Below are 12,835 nucleotides of genomic sequence, written 5' to 3'. Positions count from 1 at the left end.
CTCCTCCCCGCTTCTTCCCGCTCTATTTTTCGTCCGTCGTTTTGTGTTTCCCCCCCCCCCCGACGCCGGCGACGTCTGGATCGACGCCACGCGCAGCCGCGAGCGTGCGCCGCTGCACGCGCGCGAGCCGCTGCCGTTCCGCTACGGCCTGCCCATACATGCGGGCGGCGGCCTGGTGGAGATCCCCACGCCGGAGCCCGCGCTGCCGGACGTCGAAGTCACGCAGCGGATCCGCCTGCACGCGTCCGGCGGCGAGGCCCGGGCGCTGTTCGGCGTCGTGACCGACTACCGCCGCGGCGAGGCCGAGGACCGGCGCGTGCAGTACGAGGACAGCGCCCGCGACGATATTGGTGAACGCTATCTGTCCTATATGCGCTCGTTCTACGACGGCATTGCCGCCGCCGGCAGGCCCGATGCGGCCGAGCCGCCGGCGCCGGGCGTGATGCGCACGGTCGAGGGCTACCGCCTGGACTGGAACCTGCAGCGGGACGGCCAGGCCTTCGGCATCGTCCTGTTCCAGCTTGGCGACTGGTTGCCGACCCTGGCGCAGGGCACGAGGACCGCGCCGCGGCTGCTCGCAGGGCCGCAGTACGCAACGCACACGATCCGCGTCGACTATCCGCGCGGCTGGTCCATCACGCCCGGCGAAGATCGGGTCGAGAACCCGTGGTTCACGTTCGAACGCCGCGTGGACGTGGAGGGCGATGACCTGGTGGTCTCGGGCAGCTGGCGCCGCCACGCCGACGACGTCCCGGCCGCCGACTACGCCCGCTTCCGCACCGACATGGAGCGCGCCAGGGACCTGCTGGCGTACCAGGTCGACCTGGACGCAACGCCGGCCGTTTTTTCCGCGCGCGCGGCGGACTGGGCCTGGCCAGCGGCGGCCACCGTCGCCCTGGCCGCGCTGCTGGGCCTGGCATGGAGGCGCAGGCGCAGGGACCGGCTGTCGGGAATGCTGTTCGCGCCCAGGCCGACGATGGCGACGCTGCTGCAGCGCCCGCGCGCGTGGTGGCCGGCGCTGGCGCTGATGGCGTTGACCGCCGTGCTGGGCGCGGCGCCCGACTTCGTCGACGAGTCCCTCGGCGGCAACCTGGTGCTGGCGATCGTGAGCCTTGTGTCGTCGCTGGCCTGGTTCCCGCTCTACACGCTGTTGCTGATGGGTTGCCTGCGCATGCTTTCAGTACGCGCCGGCTACGGCAACCTGCTGCTGGCCGCCGCCTGGGCATGCGTGCCCTACCTGCTGTTCCTGCTGCTTGCCGGCATGGCGCTCGGTGGTCGGATCGAGGTCTTTGCCGACGGCCATGAAATGCAGCCGTCCGACCTTCCCGGCGTCCTGCTCGCGGTGCTGCTGGTGCTCACCGGCCTGTGCTGGAGCCTCGTGACCAGCGTCAACGCGGGCGCGGTGGCGGCATCCACCGGGCGCGCGAAGATGTTCGGCGCATTCGCGCTGTCCTTCCTGTTCCTGGTCGGCCTGGCGCTGGTCGTGGGGCTGGTCGCCGCCGTCGTCTATTTCTCAAGGGGCGGGGTCCTGTGATCCCGTCCCGCCACCGATCCCAGCCTTCATGCCAGCCCCGTCCGGAGCATCGCAAGCCATGACACGTTCCAGCGTTCCGTCCCCGATCCCCGCGCGCATGCGCGGCCTCAACCGCGCCGAGATCTGCGACGTCAATTTCAGCGAGTTCGTGCGCGGCTGGGAGGGCGGCGTCGGCCACGCGCCCGCCGCCGGCGACGCCATCCTGCCAGGCAGCGCGCTCGACGCCTCCGGCTTCATGGAGCTGTTCGAATCGCAGCTGATCAGCCGCCACCTGGACCTGATGGCGCGCGTGCTGCGGGTGCAGAACAAGGTCTTCTACACCATCGGGTCCAGCGGCCACGAGGGCAACGCGATGGTCGCACGCGCCACGCGCCACACCGATCCCGCGTTCCTGCATTACCGCTCCGGTGGCTTCATGGCCGAGCGCTTCCGCAAGCTTCCGGGCATGGATCCGGTGATGGATTCGGCGCTGTCGTTCGCGGCGTCAAAGGACGATCCGGCCTCGGGCGGTCGCCACAAGGTGTGGGGCAGCAAGCCGCTGTGGGTGCTGCCGCAGACGTCCACCATCGCATCGCACCTGCCCAAGGCCTTCGGCACCGCGGTTGCGATCGAGCAGGGCAGGCGCATCGGCCACCCGCTGCCGGTGCCGGGCGACAGCATCGCCATCTGCTCGTTCGGTGATGCATCCAGCAACCACGCCACCGCCCAGACCGCGTTCAACGCCGCCGCCTGGACCGCCTACCAGAAGCTGCCGGCGCCGGTGCTGTTCGTGTGCGAAGACAACGGCATCGGCATCTCGGTGAAGACGCCCGACGGCTGGATCGCGCGCAACTTCGCGCAGCGCCCGGACCTCGACTATTTCACCGCCGACGGCCTGGACCTGGCGACCGGCTATGGCGACGTGCAGCGCGCGGTCGACCACTGCCGCCGCACCCGCCGCCCCACCTTCCTGCACCTGCGCACCACCCGGATCATGGGCCACGCCGGCACCGACTTCGAGATCGAATGGCGCTCGATCGAAGAACTGTGCGCGGTCGAGGCCACCGACCCGCTGCTGCGTTCGGCCGCGATCGCGCTCGAATCCGGGCTGATGTCCAAGGACGACGTCATCGACCTGTACGAGGCCACGCGCGCGAAGTGCTTCGCCGCCGCCGAGGACGCCGACAGCCGCCCGCGCCTGGACAATCTCGAAGACGTGATGGCGCCGCTGGCTCCCTACACGCCCGACGCCGTGGCCGCCGAGGCCGGGCGCGCCGATTACGAAGAGCGCCGGCTGGACGTGTTCGGCGGCGCAGCCAAGCTGCCCGAGAACCAGCCGCCGAAGCACCTTGCCGTCCAGATCAACCAGGCCCTGCACGACCTGTTCGCGAAGTACCCCGAAGCCCTGCTGTTCGGCGAAGACGTGGCCCAGAAGGGCGGCGTCTACACCGTCACCAAGGGCCTGCAGAAGTCCTTCGGCGCGCGCCGCGTGTTCAACACCCTGCTCGACGAAACCGTGATCCTCGGCCTGGCCCAGGGCTACGCCAACATGGGCCTGCTGCCCATGCCCGAGATCCAGTACCTGGCCTATTTCCACAACGCCTGCGACCAGATCCGCGGCGAGGCGGCGTCACTGCAGTTTTTCAGCAACGGCCAGTACCGCAACCCGATGGTGATGCGCATCGCATCGCTCGGCTACCAGCGCGGCTTTGGCGGGCACTTCCACAACGACAACTCGATCACCGCGCTGCGCGACATCCCGGGCCTGGTGGTCGGCTGCCCCAGCCGCGGCGACGACGCTGCCACCATGCTGCGCACGATGATGGCGCTGGCCAAGGTCGACGGCCGCGTCTGCGCCTTCCTCGAGCCGATCGCGCTGTACATGACCAAGGACCTTCACGAACCCGGCGACGGCGGCTGGCTGACGGAGTTCCCGGCCCCGGGCGAGTCGATGGAGCTCGGCGAAGGCCGCGTCTACGACGAGGACCACGAGGACCTGGTGATCTTCAGCTACGGCAACGGCGTGCCGATGAGCCTGCGCGCCGCGCGCGCCATCGAGGCAAAGCACGGCTGGAAGGTGCGCGTGGTCGACCTGCGCTGGCTGGTCCCGCTCAACGAGGACTTCATCCGCGAGCAGGCCGCGAGCGCGACCCGCATGCTGATCGTCGACGAAGGCCGCCGCAGCGCCGGCGTGGGCGAGGGCATCGTGACCGCGATCGTCGAAGGCGGCTTCGCCGCGCGCCCCTTCCTGCGCGTCACCGGCGCCGACACCTTCACTCCCCTGGCCGGCGCCGCCTTCCTGGTGATCCCGTCGGAAGAGGAAATCGTCGCCGCCGCCGACCGCCTCGCCGCCACCTGAGCGCGCTCGGCGTCCTCGTTGCCAACTGACCGCGTCCGGCGTCCTCGCCGGATCTGTGTGGGAGCAGCTACAGCTGCGATTCCCACCCGTTGCGACGGATCGCCGAAGGCGCGCGGTACGGCGGGCTGGTGGGTACTCCGTGGGCTGACCACGTGGTGGTCTTTATGCCCACTGCGCACCCCCCAACCCGCCTTGCAGCGCCTTCCCGTGGGCCGCAGGGAAAATCAAATGCGCGACGCCCCTGCCTTTCCCACCACCCCACCGCGCCGATGGCAGCGGAGGGTGGGTGGGTATTCCGCCGGCAATAAGGAGCGGCTTCACTGCGACGCCGGCGGAATACCTGCCCGCCCTCCGCCCCCGCCAACCCAAGCGAGACCCTTAAGGCGCCACAACCCTCACCTCGACCCGCCGGTTCGGAGCCAGGCAATCAATCAACGCCTGCCCCTTCTCGCCATCGCACGCGGCCACGGGCTCCACGCTGCCACGCCCCACGGCCGTGACCTGTTCCGTCAGAACACCAGCGGCAATCAGATGATCCCGCACCGCCGCCGCGCGCTTGCGCGACAGCTCCACGTTCGCCGCGTCCTTGCCGATGCGATCGCTGTGGCCGATCACGTGCACCGCCTCGATGTCGGGCGTCGCAAGTACCCGCGCCGCCAGGTCATCGAGCTCGGCACGGCCCGCATCGCTCAGGTTCTCCACGCTGGCCTTGCCGAATGCGAACAGCGCATCGCCGGACAGCGTGTGGTTGAACGAGGCCGGCGGCGGTGGCGCCTCGGGCGCCGGGGCGGGTTCGGGCGCGGTGGCGCATGCGGCGATCAGGCAGGTGGCCGCGAGCGCGGCCAAGGACGGCTTCCACTGTCGATACATGTGTGATTCCCCTGGTTCGTTGCGGCGGCGCCGGGCCCCATGCCTGGCGTCCGCCTCCGGATCCCCTGGGCCCGAGCATAGCGTCGACGCGTGTCCGAACTGCAACCGTGGTCGCGGTTCCGGCACTCCGCGGCCCGGAACGCTCGCCAGGGGTCAGCGCGCCAGGCCGTCCCGCAGCGCGAGCGGGGCCAGGGCCACGCCGTCCGCGTGCAGGGCCGGCGCGTCCTCCGGGCGGTCGAGCGGCAGCACCGCCAGCACCAGCGCAGCGTGGCCGGATGCCTCGCCGGCGGCCGCGGTGGCCGCGACCACCGTCCCGAGCGCGCGGCCGCCCTCCATCACCTGTGCGCCCGCGGCCGGCGCGGAGGCGCTGCCGAACAGCGCCAACCCGCGCTTGGCCTGTCCCAGGAAGTGGGTGCGGGCCACGATTTCCTGTCCGGGATAGCAGCCCTTGTGCACGCTGTAGGCGCGCAGGCGCTCCAGCGACAGCTGCTGCGGCGTGAAGGCTTCAAGCGTGGCGGTGCCGGGTCGCGGCAGGCCGTGCGCGATGTCGAAGGCGCGCCAGCGGGCACGGGCGTCGGTATCGACATCGGCTTCGGCTTCGGCTTCGGCGCCAAAGCCACCCGCGGCACCGGCATCGGCACCGGCATTGGCATTGGCATCGGTATCGACAGCCTCGCCGCCGGTCGCGATGCGCAGCGTGCGTGGCGTGCTGCCGTCGCCGAAATCGAACTCGACGCGGCCCATGTCATCGGTGGCCGTGCTCGCGCCCGCGGCGGCGGTTGGTGCACTGAATTTGCCGCATATCGATGCATCCCCCGGCACCCGCAGCTTCACCTTGCTGCGGAACAGGAAGCGCCCCAGCGCCGCGGACAGCGCTTCGGCATCGCCGTCGGGCAGCAGCAGCCACACCGTTTCCGGGCCCACGCGCAGCAGCGCGAACAGCGCCTGCAGGCGGCCCTTCGGCGTCAGCCAGCCGCTCCACTGCCACTGGCCGTCGGCCAGCTTCGAAAGGTCGCCCATGAACTGCGCCTGCGCGAAGGCGATCGCGTCGCGGCCTTCAAGCGCGAGCAGGGCATGGTCGGAAAGGGCGAAAAACGGCGCCTGCGCGGCGCTTGGCTTGTCCAAACTGTGCTCCGGGACGTAGACTTCGGCTCGTGCAAGATCCCCCAATCATAGGCGAAACGCCCCCGGACACGCCCCCGGCGAGCCCCCCGGGCGACGCTCCGGCATCAGCGCCGGCGCCCGAGTTCGGCGGGCGCGACGGCCCTGATCCAACGCGCTACGGCGACTGGGAGAAGAACGGACGCTGCATCGATTTCTGATGCGGAGCCGCCGGACGCGGCCACAGCAAGACCTTCGTAAGCCAACGCGGCGCTGCCGCCGCCCAGCAAGAGACGCCTGCCGCGATGACCCATTCCAACCGCCCCCTGTCGCCGCACCTCCAGGTGTACCGCTGGCAGATCACCATGCTCATGTCGATCCTGCACCGTGCCACCGGCATCGTGCTGGTGGTCGGCGCGTTCGGACTCGCGTGGTGGCTGCTTGCCGTCGCCGCCGGCGGCGAGGCCTATGCCTCCGCCGCCGCCTGCCTGGCCTCGCCCCTGGGCAAGGTCGCGCTGTTCGGGTTCTCGGCGGCCCTGGTCTTCCACCTGCTCAACGGCATCCGCCACATGCTGTGGGATGCCGGCTGGGGCATGGAAATTCCCGAGGTCTACCGGTCCGGCTATACCGTGTTCGGGCTCACCGTGGTGCTGACCGCGCTGATCTGGTTCGTGGCACTGGGAGCATCGGCATGAGCGACGTCAAGGTGACCCCCGACTACCGCACGCCGCTGTCGCGCGCGCGCCGCCTGGGTTCGGCCAAGTCCGGCACCGGCCATTTCTGGTGGCAGCGCGTGACCGCCGTGGTGCTGGCGCTGTTGGTGCCGTGGCTGGTCGGCACCCTGGTATCGATGGTCGGCGCCGACCTGGCCCGCGTGTACGACGTGTTCTCGCGCCCCTACAACGCCATCCTCATGGCGCTGTTCGTGATGGCGCTGTTCTGGCACGCGAAGCTCGGCCTCCAGGTGGTGATCGAAGACTACGTGCACAACCGCGCCGTCGAGCTCACGCTGCTGGTGCTCAACATCCTCCTCTGCGTGCTCGGCGCGCTGGGATCGCTGTACGCGATCGCCCGCATCGCGCTGCTGGCCTGACAAGACGCCCGAAATGACCAACGCCTACAAGATCACTGAACACAACTACGACATGATCGTGGTCGGGGCCGGCGGCGCCGGCCTCCGCGCCACCTTCGGCCTGGCCCAGAAGGGCCTGCGTACCGCCTGCATCACCAAGGTGTTCCCGACCCGTTCGCACACGGTCGCGGCGCAGGGCGGCATCTCGGCCGCGCTCGGCAACATGGGCGAAGACGACTGGCGCTTCCACTTCTACGACACCATCAAGGGCTCCGACTGGCTGGGCGACCAGGACGCCATCCAGTACATGTGCCGCGAGGCCATCCCCGCGATCATCGAGCTCGAGCACCAGGGCGTGCCGTTTTCGCGAACAGAAGAGGGCAAGATCTACCAGCGTCCCTTCGGCGGCATGACCACGCACTACGGCAAGGGCACCGCGCAGCGCACCTGCGCCGCGGCCGACCGTACCGGCCACGCCATGCTGCACACGCTGTACCAGCAGTCGCTGGCGCACAAGGCCGAGTTCTTCATCGAGTATTTCGCGCTCGACCTGATCATGGACGAGGAGGGCGCCTGCCGCGGCGTGCTTGCCATCGACATGGCCGAGGGCACGCTGCACCTGTTCCGCGCCCAGGGCACGGTGCTGGCCACCGGCGGCTACGGCCGCGCCTATTTTTCCGCAACGTCCGCCCATACCTGCACCGGCGACGGCGGCGGCATGGCGCTGCGCGCCGGGCTTGGCCTGCAGGACATGGAGTTCGTGCAGTTCCATCCCACCGGCATCTACGGCGCCGGCTGCCTGATCACCGAGGGCGTGCGCGGCGAAGGCGGCATCCTGCGCAATTCCAACGGCGAACGCTTCATGGAGCGCTACGCGCCCAACGCCAAGGACCTCGCCAGCCGCGACGTCGTCAGCCGCTCGATGACCATCGAGATCCGCGAAGGCCGCGGCGTCGGCGAGCACAAGGACCACATCCACCTCGACCTGACCCATCTCGATCCCAAGGACATCCACGAGAAGCTTCCGGGCATCTCGGAGTCCGCGCGGATCTTTGCCGGCGTCGACGTCGAGAAGCAGCCGATCCCGGTCATCCCCACCGTGCACTACAACATGGGCGGCGTGCCGACCAACTACCACGGCGAAGTGGTGCAGCTAAAGGACGGCAACCCGGATTCCGTGGTGCCGGGCCTGTACGCCATCGGCGAGGCCGCCTGCGTCTCGGTGCACGGCGCCAACCGCCTGGGCTCGAACTCGCTGCTGGACCTGGTGGTGTTCGGCCGCGCGGTGGCCAACCGCTGCGCCGAGACCATCAAACCCGGCGCGCCGCACAAGCGCCTGGCCACGGATGCCTGCGACAAGGCGCTGGCCAACCTCGACAAGCTGCGACATGCCAACGGTGATACGCCGACGGCGGTGATCCGCGACAACATGCAGCGCACCATGCAGGCCGACGCTGCGGTGTTCCGCACCGGCGAAACCCTGGCCGAGGGCGTGGCGAAGATCCGCGACATCCACGCCTCGTTCGCCGACGTCAAGGTCAGCGACCGCTCGCTGGTCTGGAACTCGGACCTGATCGAGACCATGGAGCTGCAGAACCTGCTCGGCCTGTCGCTGGCCACCATCGTGTCTGCGGAAAACCGCAAGGAATCGCGCGGCGCACACGCACGCGAGGACTTCCCGGACCGAAACGACGCCGAATGGCAGAAGCACTCGCTGACCTGGGTGGACGAGGCGGGCAACACCCGCATCGACTACCGCCCGGTGCACATGTACACGCTCGACGACGAGGTCGAAGTCGTCCCGCCCGTTGCGCGCGTCTACTAGGATCGAAGCAGATGGCTGAATTTTCCCTCCCCAGGAACTCCAGGGTCCACAAGGGCAAGCACTTCGCCGCACCCGCCGGGTCGTCACGCGTGCGCGAGTTCAAGGTCTACCGCTGGAGCCCGGACGACAGCGAAAACCCGCGCACCGACACCTACGAGGTCGACCTCGACAAGTGCGGGCCGATGGTTCTCGACGCGCTGATCAAGATCAAGAACGAGATCGATCCCACGCTGACCTTCCGCAGGTCCTGCCGCGAGGGCATCTGCGGTTCGTGCGCGATGAACATCGACGGCACCAACACGCTGGCCTGCACCAAGGCCATCGACGACTGCGGCAAGGGCGAGGTGCCGATCTACCCGCTGCCGCACATGGAGGTGGTCAAGGACCTGGTTCCTGACTTGACCCACTTCTACGCCCAGTACGCCTCCATCCAGCCCTGGATCCGCACCCAGAGCTCGCCGCCGCCGGACCGCGAGCGCCTGCAGTCGAAGGAGGACCGCGCCAAGCTCGACGGCCTGTACGAGTGCATCCTGTGCGCCTGCTGCAGCACCGCGTGCCCCAGCTACTGGTGGAACGGCGATCGCTACCTCGGCCCCGCGATCCTGCTCCAGGCCTATCGCTGGATCGTCGACTCCCGCGACGAAGACACCGGTGCGCGACTCGACGACCTCGAGGACCCGTTCAAGCTCTACCGCTGCCACACCATCATGAACTGCACGCGGACCTGCCCCAAGGGGCTCAACCCCGCCAAGGCCATCAGCGAGATCAAGCAGCTGATGCTGGCCCGCCAGGTCTGATCAACACCGCGCCGGCACCCGCCGGCGCGTTCGTATCCGGGGGAGCGATGACGAGCAACCTGATCCTGTGGCCGGCCGTGGTCCTGGTCGCGCTGACCTTCGTGGTGGCGGTGGTGATGTACCGCCGGCGCGTGTCGGTGATGAAGCGCGAGCGCGTGCATCCGCAGTCGGTGGCACTGTCGGCGCAGATCGCGCAGCGGCTCACCGATACCCGCGCGTCCGACAACTACCGCAACCTGTTCGAACTGCCGGTGCTGTTCTACTTCGCGGTGGCCGTGGCGATGGCCGCGCGCGTGCAGGATCCATGGGTGCTGGGCCTGGCCTGGGCCTTCGTCGGCCTGCGTATCGTGCACAGCGTGATCCAGTGCGGCTCCAACAAGGTCATGCATCGCTTCCAGGTGTTCATCGCCGGCTTTTTCGTGCTGGCGTTGCTGTGGATCCGCCTGGCCTGGTACCTGTTCCTGGTATGAGCACACCTCACGACAGCGCGCCCGCCGACAAGCCCAAGCCCGACGACGAGGCCGAGTTCCGCCGCCTGCGCTGGCGCTGCCGGCGCGGCATGCGCGAGTTGGACCAGCTGCTCGAGCGCTGGCTCGATCGCGAATGGCGGCAATCCCCGACGGCGGAGCGCGCGGTCTTCCTGCGGCTGCTGGACAGCGAGGACGATAGGCTGTGGAAATGGTTCCTCGGCCACCAACGCCCGGATGACGACGCGCTCGCCGCACTGGTCGACAGGATCCGCGCCCTGCCGCATTGACTGGCGGGCGTCGCGCTGGCCTTCGCTGGTTTTGGTCCTTCTGGGCATGCTTGCGCCAGTCGCGGTGCTGGCCAGCGAGCTGCCGCGCGCCGCGGCCTGGCTGCTGGCCGCGGCCACCGCGCTCCAGGGCCTGCATTCGGCGGCACGCGAGTGGCGCCAGGCGCCGCGCAGCCTGCTGTTCACCGCCGACGGCCGCGTGCTGGTCGACGATCAGGAAGTGACCGGGCTCCAGCTGCAGTGGCGCGGCCCGCTGGCCTTCCTCTCCTGGCGCGAGGCCGAAGGCCGCCACGGACGCCTGGCCTGGTGGCCCGACACCCTGCCGCCGCGCTGGCGCCGTGAACTGCGGCTGGCCGTCGACAGGCTGCCCACTGCGCGCGCCGGGCCATCGGTGGCACCATAGCGGCCTTACAGCCGGCGAGACCCGATGTTCAAACCACTACCTGTCGCCATCGGCCTGCGCTATCTCCGCGCCAAGCGCCGCAACGGCTTCATCTCCTTCATCTCGCTGGCCTCCATCCTCGGCATCGCCATTGGCGTGACCGCGCTGATCACCACGCTTGCGGTGATGAGCGGGTTCCAGCGCGAGATCCGCGACCGCATGCTGCAGATGACGCAGCACGCGACCGTCAGCGCGCACGGCGAGCCGATGCAGGACTGGCAGCAGGCGGTCGATGCCGCCGTGGCCGACCCGCGAGTGGCCGGGGCCGCGCCCTATATCTCCACCGAAGCGCTGCTCTCGGGCAAGCGCCGCGAGCCCGCCATGGTCCGCGGCATCACCCCCGCGGACGAGGCCAAGGTCTCGGTGCTGGGCGAGCGCATGGTCGAAGGCAGCCTGGATACGCTGACCCCGCGCAGCTACAACATCGTGCTCGGCCGCGAGCTGGCGGCGTGGCTGGGCGTGCGTACCGGCGACAGCGTGGTGGTCACCACCGACTTCCAGGCCACGCCCATGGGCGCGGTGCCGCAGCTCAAGCGCTTCACCGTCAGCGGCGTGTTCGAGGCCGGCTACCAGGAGTTCGACAAGGGCCTGGCGGTGGTCAACATCCAGGACCTGCAGCGCCTGCTGCGCATGGGTGATGGCGTGACCGGCGTGCGCCTGCACATGCACGACATGGACCAGGCCTATGCCGTGGCGCGCGACCTGGCGCTGAAGCTCCAGGGCCCGTACATGGTCAGCGACTGGACGATGGAAAACGCGCACCTGTTCCGCGCGCTGAAGCTCGAGAAGACCATGATCGCGATCCTGCTGTCGCTGATCATCGCCATGGGCGCCTTCAACCTGGTGTCGTCGCAGGTGATGCTGGTGACCGACAAGCAGTCCGACATCGCCATCCTGCGCACCCTCGGGCTCACGCCGGGCGGGGTGATGCAGGTGTTCATGGTGCAGGGCTCGCTGATCGGCGTGTTCGGCACCGTGCTGGGCGTGGTCGGCGGCATCGCCCTGACGCTCAACCTCGAGCGCATCCTGCGTTTGATCGAGGCCGTGACCGGCGCCGAGCTGATGCCGGCCGACGTCTACTACATCACCGGGCTTCCGACCGAGCTGAGCGCGCGGGACATCGTGATCGTCGCCCTGGTCGCGCTGGCCATGGCCTTCCTGGCCACCATCTACCCGGCGCGGCGCGCGGCGCGCACCGACCCGGCGGAGGCGCTGCGCTATGAATGAGCCGAACGCGAAGGACGCCCGGATGCGCGCGGTTGCTGTATCGGGTGCCGGTGCCAGTGCCAGTGCCGGTGCCAGAGCCGGTGCCGTCGACGTGACGGAGCGCCATGCCGACGAAGTCGTCGGAGCCGGAGCCCTGGGCAAGACCTATGCCGAAGGCCGCATGCATACACCGGTCTTCGACGGGCTCGACCTGTCCGTGTCCGCCGGCGAGACGGTGGCGATCCTCGGCGCATCAGGCGCTGGCAAGAGCACGCTGCTGCACCTCCTGGGCGGCCTCGACACGCCCACCGCCGGCGAGGTCTATGTCACCGGCCAGCGCATGAGCGCGCTGTCGGACGCCGAGCGCGGCCGCCTGCGCAACCGCGCGCTGGGCTTCGTCTACCAGTTCCACCATCTGCTGCCCGAGTTCACCGCGCTCGAAAACGTCATCCTGCCGGTGCTGCTGTCGGGTGCCGGCGTAGCAGACGCGTCCGCGCGCGCCCGCACGCTGCTGGAATCGGTCGGCCTCGGCCATCGCCTTGAGCACAAACCGGGCGAACTCTCCGGTGGCGAACGCCAGCGCGCCGCCGTGGCCCGCGCCCTGGTCAACCGCCCCGCCTGCGTGCTCGGCGACGAACCCACCGGGAACCTCGACGAAAAGACTGCCGCCACCGTGTTCGAACTCATGCTTGAGCTCAACCGCGCCGAACGCACCAGCCTGGTCCTGGTCACCCATGACCGCCGCCTCGCCCGCAGGCTCGACCGCGTCCTCGAACTCCACGAAGGCAAGCTCCGCGAGATCCCCCCGGCCTCCGCCTGAAATCCCGCGACTCCTTCCCCCCGTCAGCTGCCTTTGCGGGAGCAACTGCCCTGGTGGGAACAGCTGCCTTTGTGGG

At 69.4% G+C, this 12,835-nt stretch carries 14 protein-coding genes; 12 read left to right on the top strand and 2 right to left on the bottom strand.

Features of this window, described 5'->3' with window-relative positions; all coding sequences use genetic code 11:
• Both WCE39_RS00070 and WCE39_RS00065 read left to right on the top strand, forming a co-directional pair.
• On the top strand, window positions 1-1,534 hold a 1,534-nt coding region (locus WCE39_RS00070), incomplete at its 5' end, for a Yip1 family protein (protein WP_343274673.1).
• Between the two features lie 58 nt (window positions 1,535-1,592).
• Window positions 1,593-3,872 carry a thiamine pyrophosphate-dependent enzyme gene (locus WCE39_RS00065; protein ID WP_343274672.1) on the top strand — a complete coding sequence of 760 codons (2,280 nt, stop codon included), beginning with the start codon at window positions 1,593-1,595 and terminating at the stop codon, window positions 3,870-3,872.
• A gap of 378 nt (window positions 3,873-4,250) precedes the next feature.
• On the opposite strand, the gene WCE39_RS00060 is transcribed toward WCE39_RS00065, so the two are convergent.
• Window positions 4,251-4,742, bottom strand: coding sequence for an OmpA family protein (locus WCE39_RS00060; RefSeq protein WP_343274671.1), 492 nt, complete (start codon window positions 4,740-4,742; stop codon window positions 4,251-4,253).
• Window positions 4,743-4,895: 153 nt separating this feature from the next.
• Entirely contained in the window at window positions 4,896-5,867 is a 972-nt protein-coding gene (gene ygfZ / locus WCE39_RS00055; RefSeq protein ID WP_343274670.1) for a CAF17-like 4Fe-4S cluster assembly/insertion protein YgfZ, read from the bottom strand.
• 29 nt (window positions 5,868-5,896) lie between these two features.
• Here ygfZ and WCE39_RS14270 point away from each other — a divergent pair, with 29 nt between their 5' ends.
• The 10 genes from WCE39_RS14270 to lolD all read left to right on the top strand — a co-directional run bounded on the left by WCE39_RS14270 (window position 5,897) and on the right by lolD (window position 12,759).
• Entirely contained in the window at window positions 5,897-6,064 is a 168-nt protein-coding gene (locus WCE39_RS14270; protein ID WP_449283962.1) for a DUF1674 domain-containing protein, read from the top strand.
• Between the two features lie 84 nt (window positions 6,065-6,148).
• On the top strand, window positions 6,149-6,538 hold the full coding sequence (sdhC, locus tag WCE39_RS00045; protein WP_343255402.1) for a succinate dehydrogenase, cytochrome b556 subunit: 390 nt from the start codon (window positions 6,149-6,151) through the stop codon (window positions 6,536-6,538).
• Window positions 6,535-6,936: a succinate dehydrogenase, hydrophobic membrane anchor protein gene (sdhD, locus tag WCE39_RS00040; protein WP_343255403.1), complete on the top strand. Its 402-nt coding sequence runs from the start codon at window positions 6,535-6,537 to the stop codon at window positions 6,934-6,936. The genes sdhC and sdhD overlap by 4 nt, the downstream gene beginning before the upstream one ends.
• A 13-nt stretch (window positions 6,937-6,949) precedes the next feature.
• On the top strand, window positions 6,950-8,740 hold the full coding sequence (gene sdhA, locus WCE39_RS00035; RefSeq protein WP_343274669.1) for a succinate dehydrogenase flavoprotein subunit: 1,791 nt from the start codon (window positions 6,950-6,952) through the stop codon (window positions 8,738-8,740).
• 11 nt (window positions 8,741-8,751) lie between these two features.
• The gene (locus WCE39_RS00030; protein ID WP_343255405.1) at window positions 8,752-9,537 is read left to right on the top strand and encodes a succinate dehydrogenase iron-sulfur subunit; all 786 of its coding nucleotides are present in this window, start codon (window positions 8,752-8,754) and stop codon (window positions 9,535-9,537) included.
• A 47-nt stretch (window positions 9,538-9,584) separates the two neighbouring features.
• Window positions 9,585-10,007, top strand: a complete 423-nt coding sequence (locus tag WCE39_RS00025) for an MAPEG family protein (protein ID WP_343274668.1) — start codon at window positions 9,585-9,587, stop codon at window positions 10,005-10,007.
• Window positions 10,008-10,096: 89 nt separating this feature from the next.
• On the top strand, window positions 10,097-10,294 hold the full coding sequence (locus WCE39_RS00020) for an FAD assembly factor SdhE (RefSeq protein ID WP_452299547.1): 198 nt from the start codon (window positions 10,097-10,099) through the stop codon (window positions 10,292-10,294).
• 46 nt (window positions 10,295-10,340) lie between these two features.
• Window positions 10,341-10,694 (top strand): hypothetical protein, encoded by a 354-nt coding sequence (locus WCE39_RS00015; RefSeq protein WP_343274666.1) that lies wholly within the window; start codon window positions 10,341-10,343, stop codon window positions 10,692-10,694.
• Between the two features lie 24 nt (window positions 10,695-10,718).
• Window positions 10,719-11,960, top strand: coding sequence for a lipoprotein-releasing ABC transporter permease subunit (locus tag WCE39_RS00010; RefSeq protein ID WP_343274665.1), 1,242 nt, complete (start codon window positions 10,719-10,721; stop codon window positions 11,958-11,960).
• A 22-nt stretch (window positions 11,961-11,982) separates the two neighbouring features.
• Window positions 11,983-12,759 (top strand): lipoprotein-releasing ABC transporter ATP-binding protein LolD, encoded by a 777-nt coding sequence (gene lolD / locus WCE39_RS00005; protein ID WP_452299546.1) that lies wholly within the window; start codon window positions 11,983-11,985, stop codon window positions 12,757-12,759.
• Window positions 12,760-12,835: the final 76 nt, after the last annotated feature.

This window comes from Luteimonas yanweni, from assembly GCF_039548475.1.
Lineage (GTDB): Bacteria > Pseudomonadota > Gammaproteobacteria > Xanthomonadales > Xanthomonadaceae > Luteimonas.
This window is presented reverse-complemented; position numbering and strand designations above follow the sequence as displayed.